Origin of the sequence: Citrobacter sp. Cpo071, assembly GCF_030332765.1 — a bacterium.
In the GTDB taxonomy this organism is placed as follows: domain Bacteria; phylum Pseudomonadota; class Gammaproteobacteria; order Enterobacterales; family Enterobacteriaceae; genus Citrobacter; species Citrobacter portucalensis.
The window spans coordinates 136,455-163,072 of record NZ_JAOWHE010000077.1; the positions used below are offsets into that span (position 1 = coordinate 136,455).

The window sequence follows — 26,618 nt, forward strand, 5'->3', positions numbered from 1 at the left end:
ACAATAAATTATTGCGGCATGGCGTCGCGGGGGATAATCGCCCCACGATGCTGAATGACGGTGCTTGCCGTCAGGTGGCCGCGTTTTGCGGCTTCGGCGGCATCGCCACCGGTCAGACGGACCGCCAGATACCCGGCGCTGAAGGAGTCTCCGGCCGCAGTGGTATCGATCACTTTCTCTTTCGGCAATTTAACGGCCGGAACGTCGATCAGTTCTTCGCCTGCAATGGAAACCAGGCAAGAGTCTGCGCCGCGCTTCACTACCACTTCCTGAACGCCAGCTGCGTGAGTACGGGCAATCACCTCGGCAACGGGCTTTTCACCCCACAGTGCGTCTTCATCGTCCAGCGTAAGGAATGCGATATTGGTACATTCCAGCATCTGCTGATACACCTGCTGGGTTTCTTCTTTGCTGCTCCACAGACGTGGGCGGTAATTATTGTCAAAAATGACCTTTCCGCCGTTGGCACGGCATTCCCGCAGCAATGACAGCAGCTTGTCACGGCTTGCCGGGCTTAAAATCGCCAGGCTGATTCCGCTCAGATACAAGTAGTCAAATGTCGCCAGTTCTTCGCAAATCGCGGCAGACTGCTCGCTCTCCAGCCAGAATTTTGCGGCGGCTTCATTACGCCAGTAATAGAAGGTGCGCTCGCCAGTGCTGTCGGTCTCAATGTAGTAGAGACCTGGCAGGCGGTTTTCCATGCGCTGGGTTAATGAAGTGTCTACGTTTTCACCCTGCCAGGACTCCAGCATTTGTTGGCTAAAACTGTCGGTACCCAGTGCAGTCACATAGTGTACGGAAAGTGCCGCCGCATCGACCTGACGGGCGATATAAACGGATGTATTCAACGTGTCGCCACCGAATCCGCGCTGAACGTCAGCGCCTTTCTGTGACAGCTCAATCATGCATTCGCCAATCACGGCAATCTTTCTGGACATAGTCGTAACCTGCTCTGAAAAAAATTAGCGTTAGTGTGCGCTGTGGGTGTTAAGTGGTCAACTATATTAAAACATCGTTCCATTATTTTTTTGAGCCAGCACGTGTTCTGCGTTGTTTTTGCCGCTTAGTTTTTATTTTTGCGCACAGCTGAACGTAAAGTTCTTCGTCTGAGCGCCGATAACCTTTGACGAGTCCGGTCAGTCACACTCTTATTTACAGGACATCTCAGATGATAAAGCAGGTTACCCAGCAGCTCATTACGCCCGATGCGAGTATTGAAAGCTTGCTGGAAAGACGCTATTGGCTGCAGTGCGAGCGTGCTTACACCTACCAGCCAATTTACCAGACCAACGGACGGCTGATGGCCGTTGAACTGCTGACCGTCGTGAGCCATCCTGATAACCCTTCCCAACGTATTGCACCAGACCGCTATTTTGCTGAAGTGGCTGTACGGCATCGTGTTGATGTAGTGAAAGAGCAACTTCTGCAGCTTGAGCTGAAAGGGGGCTTTTTCAGAGCCAACAACCTGCTGGCTTCAGTGAATGTCGATGGACCAACACTCATTGCGATGCGTCAGGATCCCGAAATCCTGAAAATAATTGAAGGCCTGCCGTGGCTGCGTTTTGAGCTGGTGGAACATATCCGCTTGCCGAAGGGGTCGTCGTTCGCCTCAATGTGCGAGTTCGGCCCGCTCTGGCTGGATGACTTTGGTACCGGAATGGCGAACTTCTCGGCGCTTAGTGAAGTGAGTTATGACTATATCAAAGTGGCGCGGGATCTGTTCGTCATGCTGCGCAAGACGCCGGAGGGACGTAATCTCTTCACACTACTATTACAGCTCATGAACCGCTATTGCCGCGGTGTCATTGTCGAAGGCGTTGAAACGCTGGAAGAGTGGCGCGATGTGCAAAACTCACCGGCTTTCGCTGCGCAAGGCTATTTTCTCTCTCGTCCAGTGCCTCTGGATACGCTTGAAGAGGTGATCCTGTCGCTTTGATGAGGGCGTAGTGCACCTCCTTTTCATCCTGCTGGACTATCTTTAGGACAGGCAAGGAAGGAAGTAAGGAGGTTAGACATGACGAGAACAGGTAAAATAACCACTTCAGTAATAGGGGTTTTCTTGTTGTTGATCGTCGTACTCATCATTGTGATTGCGACATTTGACTGGAACCGGCTCAAACCGACCATCAACCAGAAAGTCTCTACAGAACTCAACCGGCCCTTTGCTATACGGGGTGACCTGGGCGTGGTTTGGGAACGCCAGAAGCAGGAAACTGGCTGGCGTAGCTGGGTTCCGTGGCCGCATGTTCATGCTGAAGATATTATCCTCGGCAACCCGCCGGACATTCCCGACGTCACCATGGTGCATCTTCCGCGTGTTGAAGCTACGCTCGCCCCGCTGGCACTGCTGACAAAAACCGTCTGGCTCCCGTGGGTCAAGCTGGTCAAACCCGATGCGCGGCTGATCCGTCTGTCGGAGAAAAACAATAACTGGACCTTTAACTTAGCTGGGGACGAAAACCGCGATCCTGATGCGCCGCCATCCGCATGGTCTTTCCGGCTGGATAACATTCTGTTCGACCAGGGACGTATCGCCATTAACGATAAGGTGACGAAGTCGGAGATTGAGATCCTGGTCGATCCGCTGGGTAAACCGTTACCCTTTAGCGAAGTGACCGGTGCAAAAGGTAAAGAGAGCAACGCCCGCGTCGAGGACTACGTGTTTGGGCTGAAAGCGCAAGGACGATATAACGGCGAACCGCTAAGCGGTAGCGGAAAAATAGGCGGAATGCTGGCGCTGCGTGGCGAAGATACGCCTTTCCCGATTCAGGCTGATTTCCGTTCGGGCAATACGCGCGTAGCGTTTATCGGCACGATAAACGATCCGATGAATATGGGCGGGGCGGATCTGCGGCTTAAATTCTCGGGAGATTCGCTAGGGGATTTGTACGATTTGACCGGCGTACTGCTCCCGGATACGCCGCCGTTTGAAACCGACGGACGTCTGGTGGCGAAAATTGACCCGGAAAAATCCTCTGTTTTTGATTATCGCGATTTCAATGGCCGCATTGGCGACAGCGATATTCACGGAACGCTGGCCTATACCACCGGTAAGCCGCGACCCATGCTGAAGGGCGATGTGGAATCACGCCAGCTGAGGCTGGCCGATTTGGGGCCGCTGATCGGGGTGGATTCAGGCAAAGGGGCGGAACGGGCAAAACAATCTGAACAGCGCAAAGGTGAGAAGAGCGTTCAGCCAGCGGACAAGGTCTTGCCGTATGACCGTTTTGAAACCGATAAATGGAATGTGATGGACGCTGACGTGCGTTTCAAAGGACGGCGTATTGAGCATGGCAGTAGCCTGCCGATCAGCGATCTCTCCACTCATATCATCCTGAAAAATGCTGACCTGCGCCTGCAACCGCTGAAATTTGGTCTTGCGGGAGGCAGCATTGTCTCCAGCATCCATCTGGAAGGGGATAAAAAGCCGATGCGGGGACAGGCGGATATTCAGGCGCGGCGGCTGAAGCTAAAAGCGCTGATGCCCGATGTGGAACTGATGCAGAAAACGCTCGGTGAAATGAACGGGGACGCCCGGTTTAGCGGAAGTGGAAACTCGGTAGCGGCGCTGCTGGGTAACAGCAATGGCAACCTGAAACTGCTGATGAATGACGGCTTGATCAGCCGGAATCTGATGGAAATTGTGGGCTTGAATCTGGGGAACTATCTTGTCGGGCAGATATTTGGTGATGACGAAGTGCGGGTGAACTGCGCGGCGGCGAATCTGGATATTGTTAACGGCGTGGCGCGTCCGCAGATTTTTGCTTTCGACACGGAAAACGCAGTCATCAATGTCACTGGTACGGCAAGCTTTGCGTCGGAGCAACTGGATTTAACCATCGATCCGGAGAGCAAAGGGATTCGTATTATTACTCTGCGTTCGCCGCTGTATGTTCGCGGCACCTTTAAGAATCCGCAGGCTGGCGTGAAGGCCGGACCGCTGATTGCGCGCGGTGCGGTTGCTGCCGCATTAGCCACGTTAGTCACTCCCGCGGCAGCCTTGTTGGCGCTGATTTCGCCGTCAGAGGGTGACGCGAATCAGTGCCGGACGATCCTGTCGCAGATGAAGAAGTGATGTCTGGCCGGATGTTTATCCGGCCTGGATTTCATGTTCAACCCAGGCCGGATAAGGTGGTTACGCCGCATCCGGCAAAAGAATTACAACGACTGATGGCGGGTTTCGTGGGTCAACAGCAGTGCAATCAGCGTTAACGCCGCCATCGATGCCAGATACGTACCAACAGCCGCCAGACCATAATTCGCCTGCAACCATGCAGCGATGTATGGGGCAACCGATGCGCCGAGAATCGACGAAACGTTGTATGAGAACGACGCCCCCGTGTAGCGCACTTCGGTCGGGAACAGCTCCGGCAGCAGTGCGCCCATCGGGCCAAATGTCAGACCCATCAGGCTTAAGCCCAGCAACAGGAAGGCGAACACCAGCACCGGATTGCCAGAGCCGAGCAGCGGTTTAAAGGCAAACAGCGCAAACAGAATGATCAGCGTGGTGATGATGAGCATGCTCTTGCGGCGACCAAACGCATCGGCCAGCAGGCCCGCCACCGGCACCATGACGCCAAAACCAATGACCGCCATCATCAGCATCCACAACACTTCACTACGCGGCAGGCCAAGCCCTACAGGCGCTGCGGCGGTACTGAACGTCATCGAATAGACGGTCATGATATAGAACAGCGTATAGGTCGCCAGCATGATGAACGTGCCGAGGATCGTCACGCGAACATGTTTTGTCAGTAGAGTACCTAGCGGGATTTTCACCTGTTTTTTCGCCGCGGCTACTTTGGCGAAAACCGGGGATTCATGCAATGAAACGCGGACGTACAGACCGATAATCACCAGCACCGCGGAGAAGATGAACGGTACGCGCCAGCCCCAGCTCATGAACTGTTCGTCGGTCAGCAACCAGGAGAGCAGCAGAAAGGTACCGTTGGCGAAGAAGAAACCGATAGGCGCGCCCAACTGCGGAAATGATCCGTACAGCGCACGTTTGCGCGGTGGTGCGTTTTCCGTCGCCAGCAACGCTGCGCCGCCCCATTCACCGCCCAGACCTAAACCCTGACCAAAACGCGCCAGCGCCAGCAGCAGTGGGGCGAAAATGCCGATAGTTTCATAGCCCGGCAGCAGGCCAATGACGACTGTCGAGATCCCCATGGTAAGCAGTGAAGCAACCAGCGTGACTTTACGGCCGACGCGATCGCCGAAATGTCCGAACACCGCGGAACCGATTGGTCGGGCCACAAAGGCGATAGCAAAAGTGGCGAGGGACTGTAGCGTAGCCGCGGTCGGATCCCCCTGCGGGAAGAAGATATGCGGGAACACGATCACCGCGGCGGTGGCGTAAATATAGAAGTCGAAGAACTCAATGGCGGTGCCAATGAGCGAGGCGACGACAACTTTATTGCGCGAGTTGACCGGGGTGTGTTCCTGTTCGTTGTCGAGTGTTGTGGCTGTTGCTTGCATAATATTTTCTTATTTTTGGCCGAACGAAAGGTCATATTACGCACAGCAAAAGAGACATTTCAATCTGTAACAAACTTTGAGGTCGGTCAAAAATGGAGCAAAAAGGGGATAATTTTTAGGCTTGAGATTTCACTTCCATGAAATGCTTCACACAATTTAAAACTTGGATGATAAAACTGGTTTTTGGTTAAATAAAAGTTACGGGTTGGATTTATTCACTAAATCAGTGAGAGCAGGCGGCATTATAATTGCCGGATGGGGTTGCGCTTATCCGGCCTACAAAACTCTCCCGTAGGCCAGATAAGCGCAGCGCCATCCGGCCAGTTAACAAAGATTAGCGGTGTGTTTTCCCCGGCATACGCGGGTCGTCTTTGTATTCCGCCGTGGCAATCCAGGCTGCGCAAAACAGGGTCAGACGAGCGAAGAAGTAGAAGAATGCCATCAGTCCAAGCACGGAACCAAATGCCGCGCCTGACGGCGACTGCACCAGTGATGGCAGCGTATACGTCATGATCATTTTGATGACTTCAAACCCCAGCGCCGCGATAAAGGTACCTCGAATGAGCGCTTTCTTACGCGGTCGGTGACGCGGTAGCCGCCAAAAAATCCAGAAGAACAGCAGGTAGTTGGCGAAAATAGAGATGGTCAGGCCGATCAGCCGCCAGGCGGGCTTCAGCCATTCGATACCGTCGAGATACAGCGCAGAGATAATCATCTGCTGGGCGGAACCGGCGATAGAGGTAATGGACAGAGTAACAATCAGTGCAACCAGTAAGCCAATCAAGGAAACAAAATCACGCAGATATTTGACCCAAATTTTTTCCTGATCCTGCGGCGTACGTTCCCAAACATCCCGCGACTGGGCACGAATCGCTTCGCGCAGGTTCCCCATCCAGTTAATGCCGGAATAGAGCGCGATACCCAGCCCAACCAAACCTACGGTCGTACGCTGCTGAACGGCGGTATTGATGGTGTTTTTCAGCGTAGAGGCGAGCGTCGGATCGCTGACGTTCAGCAGAATCTTGCTGAAGATATCCTGCAAAAGCGTAGGGTGCGAAGCGAGAATAAAACCCGCGGCGGCAAACGACACCATCAGGATTGGGATCATCGACAGAAACGAGAAGTAGGTAATGGCGGCACCAAACTGATTTCCCATACGATCGTTAAACCGCTCTGCGGCACGAATAAGATGGGCGATGATGGGCTGGCGTTGAATTTTATCGGCGAAGGTCAGCGCGGTTTTCAGCGCCTGGTTCGCTTTAGCGTTTTTCTCCGGCGCGGCGGAGGCTGGTTTATGTTCTGGCGTAGGGTGTTTTGCGTCTTGTTCCTGCGTCATCCGATCGGTTGTCCTTATTTTGTTCACTCATGACATTATAGCCTGCTCAGGGGCGCATCCTGAAAAATGGACTAATCCACATAGTCTTTCATCACGCCAGTCAGCCATTCCATAAACAGATGTACCCGGCGGGAGAGGTTGCGCCGATGCGGATAAAGCAAAGAGACTGGCATTGGCTCGGCGCGATATTGCGGCAACACTTCAACCAGCGTACCGGCGCGCAGGGCATCACGCACGCCAACGCGCGGCACCTGAATAATGCCCAGACCGGCAAGGCATGCCGCGTGATAGGTTTCGGTACTGTTTACCGTTAGCATGCCGCCGGTTTTAACCCATTGCGTGCCGTTTTCTGTCGCCACTTCGAAACCTTGCGCACGCGTTCCCAAATTGACCGAGTAATGCACCACTGCATGCGAGGTAAGATCCTCCAGATTTTCCGGATAACCAAAGCGGGCGAGGTATTGCGGGCTGGCGCAGTTAATCTGCGTGAGTTTCCCCAGCGGGCGCGCAATCAGCCCTGAATCTTTCAGCGTACCCACGCGTACCACACAGTCGAAACCTTCGCGGATCAAATCCACCAGACGGTCGCTGCTGCTGAGTTCGAGTTCCAGGCCCGGATACTGATGCAAAAAGCTCGGTAAGCGGGGCATCACCAGGTTTCTTGCTACACCGACCGGCATATCAACGCGCAGCTTGCCGCTGATGCTGGACGGATCGTGATGGAACAACCCATCCAGCTCATCCAGATTACTCAACAGATCTTTCGCGCGTTCGTAATAGATCATGCCGTCTTGCGTGAGCTGAACGCGGCGTGTTGTGCGGTGCAACAACTGCGTGCCCAGATGATTTTCCAGAGCCTGGATCTGGCGCGATACGCTACCTTTAGGAAGTCCGAGGGTGTCTGCGGCACGCGAAAAGCTCTCCAGTTCTGCGACGCGGATGAACAACTGCATTGCGTGAATTTTATCCATTCTCATGCCCTATTGTTGTTCTAAATGAAACAGTAATGCGCAGTTAGCAGTATTTATTGTTCTTCTATCACCTAATAAGCTTTGTCTCAATCTTCACAACACCTGAAATGAGGTTTCTTATGACGCAACGTATCGCATTGGTGACTGGCGGCGGCCGTGGACTCGGTAAAAACGCGGCGCTGAAGCTAGCGAGTAAAGGAATCGGTATTATCCTGACGTGGAACAGCAATGAAAAAGAAGCGCAGCAGGTTGTGGATGAAATACGCCAATCAGGCGGTAAAGCGGCGGCATTACCTTTGAATGTCGGTGATATTTCTACATTCCCTCAGTTTGTTCAACAGGTGCAGGGAACGTTACAAACGCAGTGGCAAAGTAACGTGTTTGATTATTTATTGAACAATGCCGGAATCGGCATTAACGCACCGTATCCGGCATTTACTGAAGCGCAATTTGACCAACTTTTGAACATCCATTTTAAGGGCCCCTTTTTCCTGACGCAGAGCCTGCTACCGCTGATGAATAAAGGTGGTCGCATCCTCAATGTCTCGACCGGGCTTGCCCGCTTTGCGCTACCGGGTTACAGCGCATACGCAGCCATGAAAGGTGCGATGGAAGTGTTAACCCGTTATCAGGCAAAAGAGCTGGGAGAGCGCGGCATAACGGCGAATATTATTGCGCCAGGCGCAATAGAAACGGATTTTAGCGGCGGAAATGTGCGGGATAATGCGCAATTGAATGCGTACATTGCATCGCAAACGGCGCTGGGACGCGTTGGTTTGCCGGATGATATCGGCGATGCCATTGCTGCGCTGCTTAGCGATGAACTGGCCTGGATGACGGCACAGCGTATCGAGGTATCCGGCGGAATGTTCCTGTAAACCCATAAGGTGCTTATTCAACAGGTCACGGCATGCGTTGAATAAGCACTTAATGCTAGATTGTATTTTGTAACAGATTTATCCATTGTCGTAGATATCTTATTTTTAGCTAAAAATATAAAATCATATTAATTAATATTCATTGTCTTATCATGAGCGTCGAATATTAAGACTTTCCCTAGTTTTCGAACCTGTTTTTGTTCCTTTGTATGATCCTTCGGGTTGAGCTGTAACTATTCATAACTTCTGCTTCTTTCTTCTCCGTCTATCGGTAAAATGGCCCCCCGCCAAATGGTGACTTCTTATTTTACCCTATGGGTAATACCCTTCCGCATGTTAAGGCTAATATCCTATTCGGATGGAGATAAATAATGCAGGTAGTAATGTTTGACAGGCAGTCAATATTTATTCATGGAATGAATGTAAGTTTGCAGCAACGTATTCCAGGAGTGGATGTTCAGGGTGTCAGTCAGGCAGATGAACTTTGGCTGACGCTGGAAGATAAACCCGAGGCATTAGTTATATTGGATGGCGACCTTGATGCTGAGTTCTGCTGTAGCTTGCTGCAACAGATAGCAGAGCGCTTTGCGATGGTGAAGGTGCTGGTGACCGCAACGGACTGCCGTAAAAAATGGCTGCAAGAGGTCACTAAACTGAACGTGCTGGCCATTGTTCCGCGCGATTCTGACGCGGAAACCTTTACGCTGGCCCTCAATAGCGTCGCGATGGGTATGATGTTTATCCCCAGAGACTGCATAACCGCTACCGAAAGCGGTGGGCAAAATATCAGATTGCTCAGCGCGCGTCAGCGGGAGATTTTGACCATGCTGGCCGCCGGAGAATCTAATAAACAAATTGGTCGACTGTTAAATATCAGTACCGGAACGGTAAAAGCCCATCTTGAATCGTTGTACCAGCGCCTGGAGGTAAAAAACCGTACGCAGGCGGCAATGATGTTAAACAACACCATTTACTAGGAACATATTTCACAGTCAGAATATTTCTGGCTGTGAAATAAACACCGGCCAGATTTTTTTAGCGCAAAATTGGGTAATTCCCACACTGAATATCCACGTAATTAATGCTTCCAGCTGAAACCTGTCTTTTATTTGCGTCATTTCCTTATGGATGAATGCCTCGCAGATCCTCATATCTGCGAGCAGCAATGTTTCTGCCTGCATCACCGTAATTGGGGTATCAAAGGATTCATTGGCGGTGATTTCGTGTCCGTAGCCAATGACCCAGATGCCTTTTTTGTCCTGATACTTTTCCAGCGACAGGCCCTGCCATTGCTTAATAAATGCAATACAAGCGGGCGTGAAATGCGTCGAACGCAGCGGCATAATAGTCTCTGTGCAAAGAGACCTATTCTAAAAAAAACACGCCGTTACGCTAGTTGCCTGACAGCCAGTATTTACCGCAAAACGACCTATGCCGTGGGCGGCTGATATTCCTGTTTTAACAGACCAAAAATCCAGTCATCGTGCCAGGTATGATGTAGCCAGTAGCTTGCGCGTAGCGTGCCTTCATGAATGAACCCGACCTTTTCCAACAGACGCCGTGAGGCTTCGTTTCCTGCGGTGACACAGGCGGTCAGTCGCCGCAGACCGCCGCTGGCAAATGCGTATTCACACACGGCATGCAGAGATTCAGCGCCATACCCTTTACCCTGCGCCTCTGGGGCGAGCAGAAAGCCAACCTCGGCACATTCATTGCCCTCCTGAATGTATCCAGTCACGCCAAGCGGTGCTCCCGATGTCTTATCGCACAGGAGCAGACATAGCCAGTGCGGGCTGCCGGGAAACCATTCAGGCAGGCGGGAGTCGAAGGCTGTCCGTATTTCCTCTTCAGTACGTGCGTCAGCGACAAAACGCATCACATCTGGGTTCTGCTGTAGCGTTAAGAAGAACGTCCAGTCATTTTCTGTCAGTGGGCGGTAGAGCAGACGTGATGTTTGCAGTACAGGCACAGGCTTATCTCCAGAATAATTTTCAATGATTGTGCGGAAGTCACTGTAAAACTTATTTATTTGCTATATGAATGTGTTCTAGTCTACATCGGCACAACGTTGCGTTTAAAAAAGATAATTACATACCATTGTGAGGCCGCACGTTTTGGGTCCTTTTAGGGAAGATGATGACCAATAGCGCGTTACAAGCGACATGTACACCCTTTGAACATTGTCTGGGGATTATCCGCCAGGCGTCGGTTGAAATATTACTGCTGCTAGGCGTACATGCCGCAGAAGGCAAAGACCCACGGTGGTTTCTCGAGCAACTGGATCAGGCACGACTGAATCTGGGCGGCTGGGGGGCTGTCGCCAGACGGTTGCAGATGAATGATGCGCAATTGAGCCAGTTCACTCTGCGGCTACGTCATCTTCAACAGAGTGTACCCCAATATGAAAATGGCCAGGACGTCAGTGAAAACCAGCTGATTTCAGCGCTGCGCTTTGTGGCTTCTCTGGAACAATTACGCCAGCAACAGCCCATCCTGAAGTATCAAACCGAAATTGCACCTGTGGAGCCGGATGCTCAGATGCGGGCGCAGCGTCAACTTCGCGCAATAGAATTAACCCTCAAATCTCTGATTGCACGGGTATGGCCGGATCAACATCCTCTCAACAGCTTTCTGAAACAGCACTTTGGTGGTGAACGTCTGCGTCGCTGGCTAAAGTTGGGCGAAGGACGAGATGCGCTGGACGGTATGATGTTTAGCGAGCTGGCGCTGATGGTCGTCGATAAGAAATTATTCGTTCGCCACTTTACGCAGATTTTTAACGATACCTCAGTGCTCATGTCATTTGTTGAGCCGCGTATCACGCTACGCATGTTTTTGGATGATTGCCGCCTGGCTCGTAACTGCGTTATCGCGCAGCAGCCGCTGACGTCGGTACAACTGATGTTGCTGGACTACCAGTACCGACAGATAACTCATCCTGTGCAACGGGCATTTGAAGAACGGCGTACGCGCATTAATCCTGCGTCGTATCTGGAATCTGATGAGGCCATGGTCCGCCAGTTTTGGGAAACAGCAAAGCAAAAAGACGAGCAAGCGGGAGGCGATAAGCATGAAATCGCAGACAGTATTGATCCGCCGGAAAAGCGGGCCAAGCGCACTGCGGAAGAACGTGAACAGCTGATTTCCGGTATGTTGTGGGTAGCGGTCGGCGTGATGGTGCTGGCGATTTCGCTGGGTGCGTTCTGGTTATTCACTTCGCCAGCGCCACAGGCGTCTTCCGGACAATCCGTTGAAATTGTGCAGGAGGAACCGCGACGCGATGCCCCCAGCGCACGGGAGGCGGTGACCAGAATGGGCATCACCTGGGATGCCTTTAACATGCGGGCGGCTATCGACCGCAATGACACCCGCGTGACGTCACTGTTCCTGCAGGGCGGGATGGACTGGAAGCTGGCGTGGACGGAGCAGGCGTTTTCGGCGGGCAATACAGAGGTGTTGAGACTGCTGCTGCGTTACCCTTCGCAGATGGATGAAAGCAAACCATGCCGACAGTTTATGACTACGCTCAGCCATGCGATGTCGAATGGGGCATCGCTCACTTCGCTGCATAAAAGTTATCTGCAAAGTTTTTGTTCCGTGCCTGCGGTCGTTGCGCGTCAGCAATATGATCTTGAGCAGGCCGAGCTGCGTGTTCGCGCCCAGCCAAGCCCTGAGAACAAGAAATGGCAGAAAATTCACGCCGAGCTGTACGATGCGATTAACTAAAAGCCTGATGACTCAGACCGTCAGCTGCTAGGGTTCGCCATACAAACCGATGAGTCGGCGCACCACGCCATTGGTCCAGCCAAAGCCGTCCTGCAACGGATATTCCCCACCGCCGCCTTCGCGCGGCGCTGCGTCGGCTATGTGGTATTTTTCGATAAGTTTGTGGTGTTCCTGATAAAAGAGATTCACCGTTTTCAACCAGTTACGGGCAATTTCATCCCCGAGATGGTCGTCACCGTACAGTTTGAAGCCCTGGATCGCCATCCACTGCAGCGGCGCCCAGCCGTTGGGTTTATCCCATTGTTCCCCGGTTTCATGCTCCGTGGCTAAAATGCCACCGGGCGTGAGCAGGCGACTGCGAACTGCGTTAGCAAGCCGATCGGCTTGTTCATGCGTTGCCATACCGACATACAGCGGCACAATACTGGCGGCAGAAAACAGGGCCATTTGTTCGCGCCGCCAGTCGTAATCGCGATAGCAGCCGTTTTCATCGTCCCAGAGATAGCGGTTTACCGCATCACGACGATCGCTGGCTTTCTGGCGAAACAGCGCTTCCGTTTCTTTGTCACCTTTCAGCGCGGAAATATTGGCGATAGTGCTTTCCAGCTTGTAGAGGAATGCGTTCAGGTCAATTGGGATGAACTGCGTGGTGCGTATGCTGGCAAGGCGGCCTGCGTCGCGCAGCCAGCGCGATGAATAATCCCAGCCAGAAGCCGCGCCCGCGCGTAAATCCCGATACACTTCATTGGGCGGGCGACCCGAATGCTTGGCGGTCTCGACGTCTTCAAGCCATGACTCATCGCGCGGCGTATCACGATCGTCCCAATAGCGGTTAAGTAGAGAGCCGTCCGACATTCTGATCACGTGGCGGTAGGCCTGGTTGAGTACCAGGGAATCGGCGCCATCCATCCAGAACGCGTACTCCATTTTTAGATGATCAAGGTAACGACGCGCGCCGCGTACGCCATCTTCTTCAAACAGCTCCACCATCAGGGCAAAAACGGGTGGCTGTGAGCGACTCAGATAGTAAGTACGGTTGCCATTCGGGATGTGACCATAGTTTTCAATCATCCAGGCAAAGTTATCTGCCATACATTTCAGCAGATCTTCGCGGCCGCTCTCTGCCAGACCCAGCATGGTAAAGTAGGAATCCCAGTAGTAGGTTTCGCTAAAACGCCCGCCTGGCACAATGTATGACTGCGGTAACGCCAGCAGCGAGGACCAGGGAATGTGGTCCTGCGGCTCGCGCGTCAGCACCGGCCACAGTTGATCGATATGCTCTTTCAGCGAACTTTCCGGGTCAGAAACGTATTCGCTGGAGGGCGTTTCCGGGAGCCAGAAATGGTTCTCGACGAAGCGTCGCAGATCGAAGTCCCGATGGCGTTTAACCTTGCGATAACGGATTAAAATGTCCAGCGGGTCCATTTTGGGCGCACAATCAGGGAAGGTTTTACTATCCGCAAACAGTTTGGATGACTGGACGTGTTCGAACAGTTCGAGATAACGATCGGCAGGAGTTAACGCATCTGAAGCGGGAAGCCCTTCAATCATCTCCGGCTCAGGCTCCGCCTCAATCATTTCATCCAGCTTTAACTCGCACGGATCCATTTCATAAAGCAGATCGATGTCGATCGTCATTTCTTCAGAAGGGGCGTGGGGTAGTTTCTGGTTGAGCATAATGAGAAAGACCTCCGATGGACGTTGAAAGATTAAGGCTATTGCCCGGTCGTCAGTTAAGCGTAGACACTCGCTTCGGTGTCGGGTGAGTAAAGCGTGCGGTTGATCACGTTTTAATGTTGAGCAAAATTTAAAGAATCAGACTATCCCAATGAAAATAATGGATAATTCAAAGTTCTGCATGATCTGAATATATTCCATTTTCAGAGCATTCGATTGCAACGAGGTGTGAACAAAGACAGGTAGCGCCTTATCTCTATAATAGGCGCAGGCTATTCTATTGATAGTTCTCCTCCATGTAATTGCTTGATACTTATCAAAATAGTAATCCCCTTATTTCCTATGATGGTCAGGTCTGACAAAGACTGTGCATTAATTATTCTAATTTTTCTGGGTCACAATAACTCACAACGGTGAGGGTAAAATAATGAAAATCATTACCCGTCTTACCGCGATTGCCATAGCTGGCGTCGTGATTTGTTATTTTGGATTATCCGGTTATGTGTGGTATCACGATAATCAACGTAGCAAACAGGCTGATGTTCAGGCCTCTACGCTGGAAGAAAATAATAAGGTATTAGGATTTTTACGCGAAAAAGGATGCGATTATTGTCACACGCCTTCAGCTGAATTACCTTTCTATTCTTCTTTTCCTGTCGCTAAGCAGTTGATGAATTATGATATTCAACTGGGATACAAATCATTCAATCTTGAAGCCGTTCGTGCGGCGCTGGTCGCAGATAAACCCGTTTCGCAAAGCGACCTGAATAAAATTGAATGGGTGATGCAGTACGACACCATGCCGCCAACGCGATATACCGCGCTGCACTGGGCCGGGAAGGTCAGCGATACGGAGCGAGCCGAGATCCTGGGCTGGATTGCGAAACAGCGTGAGCAGTATTACGCCAGTAACGATACCGCCGCGCAGCATCGTAATGAACCGGTACAACCGATACCAGAAAGTATCCCGACCGATGCCCGCAAAGTAGCGCTTGGCTTTACGCTTTACCACGACCCGCGTATTTCAGGCGACAGCACGATTTCTTGCGCGCATTGCCACGCCCTGAATGCAGGCGGCGTGGATGGCCGGAAAACGTCGATCGGCGTAGGTGGCGCCGTTGGCCCGATTAATGCGCCGACGGTGTTTAACTCGGTCTTCAACGTTGAACAATTCTGGGATGGTCGTGCGCCAACATTGCAGGCGCAGGCAGGCGGCCCGCCGTTGAACCCTATCGAAATGGCGTCTAAATCCTGGGATGAAATTATCCAGAAACTGGATAAAGATCCGCAATTGAAGCAAGAGTTTATCGCGGTTTATCCGCAGGGATTCAGCGGGGATAATATTACCGATGCGATTGCTGAGTTTGAGAAAACGCTAATTACGCCAAATTCGCCGTTTGATAAATGGCTACGCGGCGATGAAGCGGCGTTAACTGCTCAGCAGAAACATGGCTATCAATTGTTTAAAGATAATAAGTGTGCGACCTGTCATGGCGGTATTATTTTAGGCGGGCGCTCATTTGAGCCATTGGGTTTGAAAAAGGACTTTAATTTCGGTGAGGTCACTGCCGCAGATATTGGCCGCATGAACGTCACTAATGAATTACGTGACAAGCTGCGTCAAAAAGTCCCGGGCTTGCGTAACGTTGCGCTGACCGCGCCTTATTTCCATCGCGGTGATGTGCCTACGCTCGATGGCGCGGTAAAACTGATGCTGCGTTATCAGGTGGGTAAAGAACTGCCGCAGGAAGATATCGACGATATCGTGGCGTTCCTCGAAAGCTTAAACGGCGTGTATACGCCATATATGCAGGGTAAATAACCTCTGGCGTTATCCAGCCTGACGCGTTTTGCAGGCTGGATAATTCTTCTCCATGAACCGGTATAACATGCCTGCTCGGTTACAACAGCACGTCGATATCGGGTGATGAGTTAAGCAATGTATTCCTCTTCTTCCTGCACATAGTTTGCTTGTGCTTGCGCAAATATTTCTTCAGAGGAAACGAGAGCATGGTACCCCTGACCTTCAGGTTGAATAACAATCTTCAACGATTGATAAAGGGGAACGCTGTTGTCTTTTTTGTTCTGGCCGATGACGGCACCGGGCGCAAAAGGCGCAACTGCACAAGCGAAAGCCTGAACCATTTTCTCGCGACTCGCGTAATGTGACTTCTTAATGCTGAGGGCGTTACTGATGATAGCGCTGTCAATCATTGTTCCGGTCAACCAGTCACATGATGAAGAGTAACCTGCACACCAGCGCAAACCACTTCCCTGAGTGTACTCTTTCAACAGCTGAGTTTTGGTTCCTGCAAAACACGATCCCAGCATCAACCCACTGATGTTATTGTCTGCGGCTTTTTCACTGACTGCTTTTAGAATATCTTTCAGCAAAATGCCGCCAATGTGTGATTCGCTACCATGCGCTGCGACGTAAACAATTGTATTGCGAAAAACCTGCATACACAGGCACTTAAGGGCAATTTCGAAACTCTTCTTATTGTAGAAATTTAGAAAATAGACCTCAGTGTCGCCCTGGAGTCTGGCGATTCCTTGAATAAATGGAACGACCGAAGAACGATTGGAATCATGGTCATCCAGTTTCCAAGGGGATTCAATGACCAGGATACAATTACTGCTTTTACTTTTTGGCATGAAATATACACCTAAGTGAAATTATTCTTTTTTGTTTGTGTAATAACTGTGTTTTTGAACTTTTATATCGTTACGCAACTCTGCAAATAACTGGATAAAAACGGTCTTGTTTCCAGGTAGCTAAACAGGTCATTTAAAGGTCCCTCTTATTTGTTATCTGTCCGGATAACGTCACAATTATTGGAATCTTTATGAACCTTAACGCTAAGCGTCAGGGGATTACCCCTTTGTGTTTGCAAAATACTCGTGAGAAGAATACTTTGCAACATCAAGGAGATAAATCCACGCAATTTGCTGTGAATGGCTTGCAAGAACACCAGCAATTCATAGATCAGCATATTCAGAGTCAGCCTGTAAAAGCGATATTCTTTCGCAGTAATTTAATTAATAGTAGTTTTAATAATATTCTTTTCGCAAATTTAACTCTGAATCGTTGTTATCTTGAAAATCTTATTTTCGAAGATTGTGTCATGCGGAATGTTTGGTTTTCATACTGCGTGATCGTACAGCCTGTGGTTCTACGACGTTGCAATGTGGCGGGAATGCGTCTGCTGAATGTGCATCGGAGGATGTTTGTTTTTGAAGAGTGTACCGGTGTCGGGGAATTGCTCATTTCCTGACACCGGTCATTCAGATTAACGCATGGTAACGAATTCTTCTGCCGCCGTTGGGTGAATCGCAACGGTGTTATCAAAGTCTTTCTTGGTTGCGCCCATTTTCAGCGCGACCGCGAAGCCTTGTAGCATTTCATCCATTCCAAAACCAATACCGTGAATACCGACAATTTTCTCTTCCGGACCGACGCATACCAGCTTCATGCGGCACGGCTGACGGTGTGTGGTGACAGCGGTATACATCGCGGTAAATGATGATTTATACACTTTCACCTGGTCATCGCCGTGCTGTTCGCGAGCCTGCTGCTCGGTCAGGCCCACGGTGCCAATTGGCGGGTGGCTGAAGACCACGGTCGGGATGTTGTTGTAGTCCAGATGCTCGTCCGGCTTGTTATTAAACAGACGCTCGGACAGGCGACGGCCCGCGGCAACGGCAACCGGCGTCAGCTCAACGGCACCGGTATTGTCGCCGACGGCATAAATACCCGGCACGCTGGTGTTCTGGAATTTATCAACGACGATGTAGCCTTTTTCGTTGGTTTTCACGCCGGTAACAGCCAGATTGAAGTTGTCCGTTTCTGGCTCACGACCAATCGCCCAAATCAGGCAGTCTACCGTTTCGCTACGACCATCTTCCAGTTGCAGGGTCAGGCTGCCGTCAGCGTTTTTAACAACCGCTTTTGGAATCGCGTGAGTATGCAGAGTCGGGCCTTCGGCGTTCATTACCTCAACCAGCGTGTCGACGATCATCGGGTCAAAGCTACGCAGCGGCGCGTGTTTGCGTACGAACAGGTGCGTTTGGGCACCCAGGCCGTTAATCACACCAGCCAGCTCAACGGCAATGTAGCCTGCACCAACAACAGCCACGCGTTCTGGTAACGCTGGCAGCTCAAAGAAACCATTAGAATCAATACCGTATTCCGCGCCAGGGACAGCCGGGCGACTCGGGCGACCACCAGTGGCAATCAAAATATGATCGGCAGTGATGATTTCACCATTCACTTCAACGGTTTTTGCATCAACGAAGCGCGCAAAGCCTTTGATCACATCGACATTATTTTTGCCCAGCACGTAGTCGTACGAGGTATGAATACGATCGATATAAGCGGTACGCGTGGCGATCAGTTTATCCCAGTCGAACTTATTGATGGTGGTGTCGAAACCGTAATCCGGACCGTACATGTGGATCGCTTCGCGGACCTGTGCGGCATGCCACATCACTTTCTTCGGTACGCAGCCAACGTTAACGCAGGTGCCGCCTAACTCTTTGGCTTCAATCAGTGCGCATTTTTGACCGTACATTGCTGCACGGTTAATGGAGGCAATACCGCCGCTGCCGCCGCCAATAGCGATGTAATCATAGTGCTTGGTCATGACCGCTCCTTTATGTTCATTGTAGGGCGGAGAAGCGTTACGCCATCCGCCAAAATATTCGCGATTGTATACCTGATATTAAAAGGTTCCACCGATGGCTGCGATTACTCCGGCACTATCCAGCTTACGGAAGTATGCCCGGTTCCTGTCGGAACCAGTTTGCTGTGTAGCCACGGCAGGACGTTGTTCATCTGCTGCTCCAGCTTCCACGGTGGGTTAATCACAATCATGCCGGATGCCGTCATGCCGCGCTGATCGCTGTCCGGGCGTACTGCCAGCTCAATTTGCAGAATTTTGCGGATGCCGGTGTCTTCGAGATCGTGGATCATGCGCTTGATTTGTTGGCGCAGAACCACTGGATACCACAACGCATAGGTGCCGGTCGCGAAACGTTTGTAGCCTTCGTTAATACCGGTCACTACTGCCTGGTAGTCGCTTTTGATTTCGTAGGGTGGATCGATAAGGATCAACCCACGACGGGAAACCGGCGGTAATTTTGCTTTCAGCTGCTGATAACCATCGGCTTTGGCCACGCGAGCGCGCTCATCTTTCTGGAATTCGCCGCGCAGCAGAGGGAAGTCGCTCGGGTGCAGTTCAGTTAATTGCAGACTGTCCTGTTCGCGCAGCAGCTGGCGAGCAATTAACGGAGAGCCTGGGTAGTAGCGCAACTGACCGCTACGGTTGAAGTGCTGCACTACGCCAATGTAGGGTTCCAGTTCGGCAGGCAAATCGTCCTGCTGCCAGATACGCGCGATTCCTTCCAGGTATTCACCGGTGCGTTCGGCATGCTCACTGCTCAGCTGATAACGGCCAGCACCAGCATGGGTGTCCAGATAAAGAAACGGTTTTTCTTTCTCTTTGAGCGATTCAATGATCAGGCTCTGAACGGTGTGTTTAAGGACGTCGGCGTGGTTGCCTGCGTGATAACTGTGGCGATAACTGAGCATGGGTAATGAAATTCCGCTGAAATGACGATTTGCCACAGTTTACAGCAGATCGACACGGATTACCCGTAGGCCCGGTAAGCGCAGCGTCACCGGGCGTCTTTCCATCACGGTTAGCATTGAAATCCTCTACACTTAACCCCATTGTACAAATTAATATGCACAGCGCCGGATACGCGCTTCATTCACTCTTTTCAACAGGACCGCGCTAATGACCAATCCATTGCTGACTCCCTTCGAACTGCCGCCGTTTTCTAAAATTCAGCCAGAGCACGTTGTGCCTGCCGTCACTAAGGCGTTGAACGACTGTCGCGAGAATGTGGAGCGCGTAGTCGCACAGGGCGCGCCGTACACCTGGGAAAACCTCTGCCAGCCGTTGGCGGAAGTTGACGATGTGCTGGGGCGTATTTTCTCTCCTGTTAGCCATCTGAATTCGGTGAAAAACAGCCCGGAACTGCGTGAAGCCTACGAACAAACGCTGCCGCTGCTGTCTGAATACAGTACCTGGGTTGGACAACATGAAGGCCTGTACAAAGCGTACCGCGACCTGCGTGATGGCGATCATTACGCCACCCTGAACACCGCACAGAAAAAAGCGGTTGATAACGCGCTGCGCGATTTTGAGCTTTCTGGTATTGGTCTGCCGAAGGAAAAACAGCAGCGCTATGGTGAGATTGCCACCCGCCTGTCTGAGCTCGGCAACCTGTACAGCAATAACGTCCTCGATGCTACGATGGGCTGGACCAAGCTGGTGACCGACGAAGCGGAACTTGCCGGGATGCCGGAAAGCGCGCTGGCCGCCGCAAAAGCGCAGGCTGAAGCCAAAGAGCAGGAAGGCTATCTGTTAACCCTGGATATCCCAAGCTACCTGCCGGTGATGACCTACTGTGATAACCAGGGGCTGCGTGAAGAGATGTATCGTGCATACTCCACGCGCGCATCTGACCAGGGGCCAAACGCGGGCAAATGGGACAACAGCCCGATAATGGAAGAGATCCTCGCGCTGCGCCACGAACTGGCACAACTGCTGGGCTTTGAGAGCTACGCCTTTAAATCTCTGGCTACCAAAATGGCGGAGAACCCGCAGCAGGTACTCGACTTCCTGACTGACCTGGCGAAACGAGCCCGTCCGCAGGGTGAGAAAGAGCTGGCTCAGCTGCGCGCCTTCGCGAAAGCGGAATTTGGTGTTGATGAGCTACAGCCGTGGGATATCGCTTACTACAGCGAGAAACAAAAACAGCACCTTTACAGCATCAGCGACGAGCAGCTGCGTCCTTACTTCCCGGAAAACAAAGCCGTTAACGGTCTGTTTGAAGTCGTTAAACGTATTTATGGCATCACCGCCAAAGAGCGCACCGATGTTGACGTCTGGCATCCGGAAGTTCGTTTCTTCGAGCTGTACGATGAAAACAACGAGCTGCGTGGTAGCTTCTATCTTGATCTGTATGCCCGTGAACACAAACGCGGCGGGGCGTGGATGGACGACTGTGTCGGCCAGATGCGTAAATCCGACGGCACATTGCAAAAGCCGGTCGCTTACCTGACCTGTAACTTTAACCGTCCGGTGAACGGCAAACCGGCGCTGTTTACCCACGATGAAGTGATCACCCTGTTCCACGAGTTCGGCCACGGTCTGCACCACATGCTGACCCGTGTCGAAACTGCGGGCGTTTCCGGTATCAACGGTGTGCCATGGGATGCGGTCGAACTGCCGAGCCAGTTTATGGAGAACTGGTGTTGGGAGCCGGAAGCGTTGGCGTTTATCTCTGGTCACTTTGAGACCGGTGAACCGCTGCCGAAGGAACTGCTGGATAAAATGCTGGCGGCGAAAAACTACCAGGCAGCGCTGTTTATTCTGCGTCAACTGGAGTTCGGTCTGTTTGATTTCCGTCTGCACGCGGAGTTTAACCCGCAGCAAGGGGCTAAAATCCTCGAGACGCTGGCGGAAATTAAAAAACAGGTCGCCGTGGTGCCGGGCCCAACGTGGGGCCGCTTCCCGCATGCCTTCAGCCACATTTTTGCTGGTGGCTACGCAGCGGGTTACTACAGCTATCTGTGGGCAGACGTACTGGCGGCTGATGCCTTCTCTCGCTTCGAAGATGAAGGGATTTTCAACCGTCAAACCGGACAATCGTTCCTCGATAACATCCTCACCCGTGGCGGTTCTGAAGAGCCGATGGAACTGTTCAAGCGCTTCCGTGGCCGCGAGCCACAGCTGGATGCAATGCTGGAGCATTACGGGATCAAAGGCTGATTTACCCGTCATACTTCAAGCTGCCTCTTCGGCAACTGCGCTCACTCACCCTGGTCACGTACTATTTGTACGTTCCCAGGGATTCCTTCACTTGTTGTCTTGATGCAACTCGAATTATTTAGGGTAAAGCGGAATTGAAAATCTGCTTAGTAGATGAAACAGGCGCCGGAGACGGCGCCTTATCTGTTCTTGCCGCCCGCTGGGGACTGGAACACGATGAAGATAACCTGATGGCGCTGGTGATGACGCCGGAACATCTGGAACTGCGCAAACGTGATGAACCCAAACTCGGCGGTATCTTCGTGGATTTCGTGGGTGGTGCGATGGCCCATCGGCGCAAATTTGGCGGTGGCCGCGGTGAAGCGGTGGCGAAGGCGGTGGGCATTAAAGGCGATTACCTGCCGGATGTGGTTGATGCAACCGCAGGGCTGGGGCGCGATGCGTTTGTACTGGCCTCGGTAGGTTGCCGCGTACGAATGCTGGAACGTAATCCGGTAGTGGCGGCGCTGCTTGATGATGGCCTGGCGCGCGGCTATGCCGACCCGGAAATCGGTCCGTGGCTGCAGGAACGTTTACAGCTGATCCACGCGTCGAGTCTGACGGCGTTAACCGATATCACGCCGCGCCCGCAGGTGGTGTACCTCGATCCGATGTTTCCACATAAGCAGAAAAGCGCGCTGGTGAAAAAAGAAATGCGGGTGTTTCAGTCGCTGGTGGGGCCGGATTTAGATGCGGATGGGCTGCTGGAGCCTGCGCGTCAGTTGGCCACCAAACGTGTGGTGGTGAAGCGCCCAGACTACGCGCCGCCGCTGGCGGATGTCGCTACGCCGAATGCGGTAGTCACGAAAGGACATCGGTTTGATATCTACGCTGGGACAGCATAGTTTGTAGGCCGGATAAGGCGTTAGCCGCATCCGGCTTGGTGCGCTGAATTGCCTGATGCGCTACGCTTATCAGGCCTACGGCAGCGTGTGGTTTGTAGGCCGGATAAGGCGTTAGCCGCATCCGGCATAACCTATTAAACAAACGGTGCCAGCGGGTCGGCAATCTCAAATGCTACTGCTCGGTCTGCTTTCGGTGGGTAAATCAGCTCGCTGACAATCGACACCTTCAGCTTCTTCGCTTCTGCGCGCGTCAGTTTCACCTGCTGATCCCATCCTTCGCTATACACTGCGCCCCAGGCACCAAGATCCAGGCAGGTGACGTAGTTTTCCTGACGATATGGCAATGGCGTTACGTCCAACAGGTCCGCTGCGGCGTTATTACCGGCAAATTTACCCAACAAAATCGCGTGCTGACAGGTCATTAACGCATGGTTGCCTTTGTCGTCGGTGGCGGCATAGGCTACATCGCCAGTGGCGTAGATATCATCGTGACCCACAACCTGCAGATTAGCATTCACATGCAGACGGCCCTGGCGATCGCGCGGGGCGTTAATCTGTGCTGTCAGGTTATTAGCCTGTACGCCGACGGTCCAGATAACCGTCTGAGAGGCAATCACCTGCCCATCTTTCAGCGTGACGCCGGAGGCATCCACGCACTCTACTTCCGCATTGACCAGCCACTCGACGCCCAGTTCAGCAGAGGCTTCGATAATCACGTCACGTAATTCCTGGCTCCAGCGTCCGCCTGGCTGAGCACCGCGTTCAACTACGACAACTCTGGTCTTAGCATCAGTGCCCAATATTTCGCGCAAACGACCCGGTAATTCCAGCGCCATCTCTATCCCGGTGAAACCACCACCACAGACCACCACGGTATTACGAGCCTCACTTTCCGGTTGTAATGCCAGATTATTAATGTGCTGCTTCAGTACAGCGGCGCTCTCGAGTTGGTCGAGGTCAAACGCGTGCTCGGCGGCACCGGCGACGGCGTCGCGGTTTACGTGACTTCCGCTGGCGAGCACCAGGCGGTCATAGCGACGCAGATGAGTGTCACCGTTGGCATCTTTCCAGCTCACCTCTTTAGAGTCCGGGAGGATTTGCTCGACGTGACCTTGCAGGAAGTTGACGCCGGTAACGTCAAACAACGGTTGCAGTGGTGCGACCAGCGTATGAACGGCGCTTTCATAAAATCGTGGGCGGACACGCAGCTCCGGCTGTGGAGCAATTACTGTAATATCAATTGCCTGCTGATGTTTATCCGCCAGTCGTGCGGCGCTTAATGCTGCCCACATACCGGCAAAGCCGGCGCCCACGATCAGAATTTGTTTACGCATTGGGGTTTTCTCACTGGTGACTACGAATTATTTACTCGGATTTTATTTGTCGTAGTTAGGAATTGCAATGCGATCGAGATCCTTTTTGCCTCAAAGGGTGATGTTTTTTGATTATCTGATTGATAAGTATGCATTTAAAGTTCTGTTGTGAAAAGGGGTTACTTTGCTGTCTGGAATGAATGAGATGAAAAAGTTACAATAAACTCAGATTCATTTTGGCTGAGATAAGAGAATGGCATTCTACAGTTCGGGAGTTGAGTACGGCATTCATAGCCTGATGTGTATGGTCGACAGTAAGGGCGACGCGCGGGATATGAGCGTGCGGGAAATAGCCGAACTGCAAAGCGTACCGTATGACTATCTGGCAAAAATTTTCACCCGTCTGTCCAAAGCGGGTCTGGTGCGCAGCATTGAAGGCAAAGGTGGCGGTTTCCAGTTAGCTAAACCCGCTGAACACATCACGGTGCTGGATGTGGTGAATGCTATTGATGGCGATAAGCGCATCTTTGAGTGTCGTGAAATTCGCCAGCGGCTGGCGGTATTTGAGGAACATCCACCGGAGTGGGCCTGTGAAGGCATTTGTGGCGTGCGTTCGGTAATGGACATGGCCCAGCAGCGAATGGAAGAAGCGCTCGGTCAGCATACGATTCTGGACTTGGCGCGCAAAATGTACCGTAAAGCGCCGGACACTTTTGTGGTGGAAGTGCAGGAGTGGATAGACGCGCGTAAAGGGTAGTGAGTGATAATGCCCGATAGCGCAAGGCGACCGGGCATGTTGAATGTAGGCCGGATAGGGGCAATAGCCGCCATCCGGCACTGAAGGTTATTGCTCGGTGCTCGGCGTATTAATCATGCGGTTCAGCCATGGCACCATAATCGCCATCACGACCGTTACGGCCAGGGTGACAAGGCCAATCTTACTGAAGACGTTGGTATAGATAGGCAGCGTTTGCAGCGGGTCGGTGATGTTCTCTGGTACGGCGGTGAACGTAGCGACATAACCCCCCATCAGGAAGGCTGCGGCCTGCGTCAGGAACCACATCCCAAGAATGAAGCCCATCAGGTGTTGTGGCACGAGAGCGGCGACCATAGCCAGTCCCAGGGCGCTAATCAGCAGTTCACCCAGGCTCTGGAACAGATACACCAGCACGATAAACCACGGCGACGTCAGCCCTTGTGCATCGGCAAACCACATCCCGGCAGCGGCGGCCGTCAGGAAGCCCAATGAGCACAGGAACATACCGAGCGTAAATTTCATCGGCATGGTCAGGTCTTTGCCTTTGTTGCCCAGACGGGTATAGATTGCGGCCAGTACCGGACTCGCCAGTACCACCCAGAACGGGTTCAGCGCCTGGAAGCTCACCGGGTTGATGGCGAAACCCAGAATTTCATGGTGTACGTTATTGATCGCAAAGAAGTTCAGCGATGTCGGCATCTGCGCGTACAGCACGTAGAACACCACCGCTTCCAGCATCAGGATAAAGGCCACGAACATCTTGTTGCGCCCGGTTTTATCCAGTTTGAATGCCTGACGGAAGAAGATGATGGTCACGACAATCGACAGGACGATCAGCACCAGGTTGGCAATCTGCACGTTGTGCATCAGCCAGGCGCAGATAAATACCATCACTACCGTACCGGCCAGCACGTACAGCAGGTTACGGAAATTCAGTGGCTTATGGTCTGGCTCAGAGCCGATATTTTTCACCATTCCGCGGCAGGCAAAGTAGACCAGCAGCGCGACGATTAGTCCGGCTCCGCACAGGTTGTAAGTCACAGCGTAGCCAAACTTATCGGCAATCACCGGCGCCAGCGACAGTGACAGTAGCGAACCGATGTTAATCGACATATAAAACAGAGTGAAAGCACCGTCCAGACGGGCGTCTTTCGGGGGATAGCATTTTGACAGCAGGCTTGCCGGGTTGGCTTTAAATAGCCCGTTACCAACGGCAATGGTACCCAAAGCAATAAAGATCAGATCCGGCTTAAGCAGCGACATCCCGGTCATGAAGTAGCCGATTGCCAGCACAATGGCACCGAGTACCAGCGTGCGCTTGGTGCCTAACAGGTGGTCGCCGACGTAGCCGCCGATCGAGATCAGGCCGTAAACCAGTGCGGCAAAGGCACCAAAGGTTACAAATGCCTGTTCTTGTGAAAATCCGAGCTGCTTAACAAAAAATACCGCCAGGATGCCCTGTACGCCGTAATAGCCAAATCGTTCCCATAATTCCACAAAGAAGATCATGAAGAACGGACGAGGTTGCTGCAGCAAGCCCGTAGGTGCAGTTTTATTCATATTCCATCGCCTTTCAAAGCCATCCCGAAAAGTATGAACGCGTATGCTTAAACGCGCCGAAAAAGTCTTATTTTGTTATAGACTGCGGTTATTGGCCGCAAGGGTAGAGTATTATAGAGATAGTTTTCGATCCAATTAGTTGATCACACTAATTATGATTTGTTTGTTGGATTGATGTACTAATTGTGACCGAA

The 26,618-nt window shown here is 52.1% G+C and carries 22 protein-coding genes; 10 read left to right on the plus strand and 12 right to left on the minus strand.

All coding sequences use genetic code 11. From position 1 onward, the window contains the following. Nucleotides 1-8: 8 nt before the first annotated feature. The gene (kdgK, locus tag OGY09_RS09480) at nucleotides 9-938 is read right to left on the minus strand and encodes a 2-dehydro-3-deoxygluconokinase (protein WP_008786409.1); all 930 of its coding nucleotides are present in this window, start codon (nucleotides 936-938) and stop codon (nucleotides 9-11) included. A 230-nt stretch (nucleotides 939-1,168) separates the two neighbouring features. Between kdgK and pdeH the strand changes: the two genes are divergently transcribed. Both pdeH and OGY09_RS09490 read left to right on the plus strand, forming a co-directional pair. Next, a complete protein-coding gene (gene pdeH / locus OGY09_RS09485; RefSeq protein ID WP_008786408.1) occupies nucleotides 1,169-1,936 on the plus strand; it encodes a cyclic-guanylate-specific phosphodiesterase in 768 nt (255 codons plus the stop codon). A gap of 78 nt (nucleotides 1,937-2,014) precedes the next feature. Beyond that, nucleotides 2,015-4,075, plus strand: a complete 2,061-nt coding sequence (locus tag OGY09_RS09490) for an AsmA family protein (protein WP_032945315.1) — start codon at nucleotides 2,015-2,017, stop codon at nucleotides 4,073-4,075. Between the two features lie 83 nt (nucleotides 4,076-4,158). Here OGY09_RS09490 and OGY09_RS09495 read toward each other — a convergent pair whose 3' ends face one another. From OGY09_RS09495 to OGY09_RS09505, 3 genes are all read right to left on the minus strand, one after another. After that, nucleotides 4,159-5,481 (minus strand): MFS transporter, encoded by a 1,323-nt coding sequence (locus OGY09_RS09495; protein ID WP_275399095.1) that lies wholly within the window; start codon nucleotides 5,479-5,481, stop codon nucleotides 4,159-4,161. A 334-nt stretch (nucleotides 5,482-5,815) separates the two neighbouring features. Then, nucleotides 5,816-6,817, minus strand: coding sequence for an inner membrane protein YhjD (gene yhjD / locus OGY09_RS09500; RefSeq protein WP_032945313.1), 1,002 nt, complete (start codon nucleotides 6,815-6,817; stop codon nucleotides 5,816-5,818). Nucleotides 6,818-6,888: 71 nt separating this feature from the next. Continuing rightward, the gene (locus tag OGY09_RS09505) at nucleotides 6,889-7,788 is read right to left on the minus strand and encodes a LysR family transcriptional regulator (protein WP_032945311.1); all 900 of its coding nucleotides are present in this window, start codon (nucleotides 7,786-7,788) and stop codon (nucleotides 6,889-6,891) included. Nucleotides 7,789-7,907: 119 nt separating this feature from the next. On the opposite strand from OGY09_RS09505, the gene OGY09_RS09510 reads away from it, so the two are divergent. Continuing rightward, on the plus strand, nucleotides 7,908-8,666 hold the full coding sequence (locus tag OGY09_RS09510; protein ID WP_032945309.1) for an SDR family NAD(P)-dependent oxidoreductase: 759 nt from the start codon (nucleotides 7,908-7,910) through the stop codon (nucleotides 8,664-8,666). A gap of 371 nt (nucleotides 8,667-9,037) precedes the next feature. Continuing rightward, nucleotides 9,038-9,643, plus strand: a complete 606-nt coding sequence (locus tag OGY09_RS09515) for a helix-turn-helix transcriptional regulator (RefSeq protein ID WP_003827446.1) — start codon at nucleotides 9,038-9,040, stop codon at nucleotides 9,641-9,643. 15 nt (nucleotides 9,644-9,658) lie between these two features. Here OGY09_RS09515 and OGY09_RS09520 read toward each other — a convergent pair whose 3' ends face one another. Both OGY09_RS09520 and OGY09_RS09525 read right to left on the minus strand, forming a co-directional pair. Continuing rightward, complete coding sequence (locus OGY09_RS09520) at nucleotides 9,659-10,009, minus strand: glycoside hydrolase family protein (RefSeq protein ID WP_032945307.1); 351 nt, start codon at nucleotides 10,007-10,009, stop codon at nucleotides 9,659-9,661. 86 nt (nucleotides 10,010-10,095) lie between these two features. Beyond that, nucleotides 10,096-10,635 (minus strand): GNAT family N-acetyltransferase, encoded by a 540-nt coding sequence (locus OGY09_RS09525; protein WP_032945305.1) that lies wholly within the window; start codon nucleotides 10,633-10,635, stop codon nucleotides 10,096-10,098. Nucleotides 10,636-10,802: 167 nt separating this feature from the next. On the opposite strand from OGY09_RS09525, the gene OGY09_RS09530 reads away from it, so the two are divergent. Then, entirely contained in the window at nucleotides 10,803-12,392 is a 1,590-nt protein-coding gene (locus tag OGY09_RS09530; RefSeq protein ID WP_032945303.1) for an STY4199 family HEPN domain-containing protein, read from the plus strand. Nucleotides 12,393-12,419: 27 nt separating this feature from the next. Here OGY09_RS09530 and OGY09_RS09535 read toward each other — a convergent pair whose 3' ends face one another. Next, nucleotides 12,420-14,069, minus strand: a complete 1,650-nt coding sequence (locus OGY09_RS09535) for an alpha,alpha-trehalase (protein ID WP_003827453.1) — start codon at nucleotides 14,067-14,069, stop codon at nucleotides 12,420-12,422. Between the two features lie 427 nt (nucleotides 14,070-14,496). On the opposite strand from OGY09_RS09535, the gene OGY09_RS09540 reads away from it, so the two are divergent. Next, nucleotides 14,497-15,891 (plus strand): cytochrome-c peroxidase, encoded by a 1,395-nt coding sequence (locus OGY09_RS09540; protein ID WP_003837773.1) that lies wholly within the window; start codon nucleotides 14,497-14,499, stop codon nucleotides 15,889-15,891. A 110-nt stretch (nucleotides 15,892-16,001) separates the two neighbouring features. Here OGY09_RS09540 and OGY09_RS09545 read toward each other — a convergent pair whose 3' ends face one another. Beyond that, nucleotides 16,002-16,724, minus strand: coding sequence for a hypothetical protein (locus OGY09_RS09545; RefSeq protein WP_032945302.1), 723 nt, complete (start codon nucleotides 16,722-16,724; stop codon nucleotides 16,002-16,004). A 191-nt stretch (nucleotides 16,725-16,915) separates the two neighbouring features. On the opposite strand from OGY09_RS09545, the gene OGY09_RS09550 reads away from it, so the two are divergent. After that, on the plus strand, nucleotides 16,916-17,344 hold the full coding sequence (locus OGY09_RS09550) for a hypothetical protein (RefSeq protein ID WP_032945301.1): 429 nt from the start codon (nucleotides 16,916-16,918) through the stop codon (nucleotides 17,342-17,344). Between the two features lie 15 nt (nucleotides 17,345-17,359). Here the strand turns inward: OGY09_RS09550 and gorA are convergent, their stop codons facing one another. Beyond that, nucleotides 17,360-18,712: a glutathione-disulfide reductase gene (gene gorA, locus OGY09_RS09555; protein WP_032945299.1), complete on the minus strand. Its 1,353-nt coding sequence runs from the start codon at nucleotides 18,710-18,712 to the stop codon at nucleotides 17,360-17,362. Between the two features lie 104 nt (nucleotides 18,713-18,816). Further along, on the minus strand, nucleotides 18,817-19,659 hold the full coding sequence (locus OGY09_RS09560; protein ID WP_003827459.1) for a 23S rRNA (adenine(2030)-N(6))-methyltransferase RlmJ: 843 nt from the start codon (nucleotides 19,657-19,659) through the stop codon (nucleotides 18,817-18,819). A 208-nt stretch (nucleotides 19,660-19,867) separates the two neighbouring features. On the opposite strand from OGY09_RS09560, the gene prlC reads away from it, so the two are divergent. Both prlC and rsmJ read left to right on the plus strand, forming a co-directional pair. Continuing rightward, nucleotides 19,868-21,910 (plus strand): oligopeptidase A, encoded by a 2,043-nt coding sequence (gene prlC / locus OGY09_RS09565; protein ID WP_048236970.1) that lies wholly within the window; start codon nucleotides 19,868-19,870, stop codon nucleotides 21,908-21,910. Between the two features lie 134 nt (nucleotides 21,911-22,044). Continuing rightward, complete coding sequence (gene rsmJ, locus OGY09_RS09570) at nucleotides 22,045-22,794, plus strand: 16S rRNA (guanine(1516)-N(2))-methyltransferase RsmJ (protein ID WP_003827462.1); 750 nt, start codon at nucleotides 22,045-22,047, stop codon at nucleotides 22,792-22,794. 134 nt (nucleotides 22,795-22,928) lie between these two features. Here rsmJ and OGY09_RS09575 read toward each other — a convergent pair whose 3' ends face one another. Beyond that, the gene (locus OGY09_RS09575) at nucleotides 22,929-24,128 is read right to left on the minus strand and encodes an NAD(P)/FAD-dependent oxidoreductase (protein ID WP_286590369.1); all 1,200 of its coding nucleotides are present in this window, start codon (nucleotides 24,126-24,128) and stop codon (nucleotides 22,929-22,931) included. A gap of 232 nt (nucleotides 24,129-24,360) precedes the next feature. Here OGY09_RS09575 and OGY09_RS09580 point away from each other — a divergent pair, with 232 nt between their 5' ends. Continuing rightward, nucleotides 24,361-24,864: an RrF2 family transcriptional regulator gene (locus tag OGY09_RS09580; RefSeq protein ID WP_003023361.1), complete on the plus strand. Its 504-nt coding sequence runs from the start codon at nucleotides 24,361-24,363 to the stop codon at nucleotides 24,862-24,864. Nucleotides 24,865-24,951: 87 nt separating this feature from the next. On the opposite strand, the gene dtpB is transcribed toward OGY09_RS09580, so the two are convergent. Next, nucleotides 24,952-26,424, minus strand: a complete 1,473-nt coding sequence (gene dtpB, locus OGY09_RS09585; RefSeq protein WP_003827469.1) for a dipeptide/tripeptide permease DtpB — start codon at nucleotides 26,422-26,424, stop codon at nucleotides 24,952-24,954. Nucleotides 26,425-26,618: the final 194 nt, after the last annotated feature.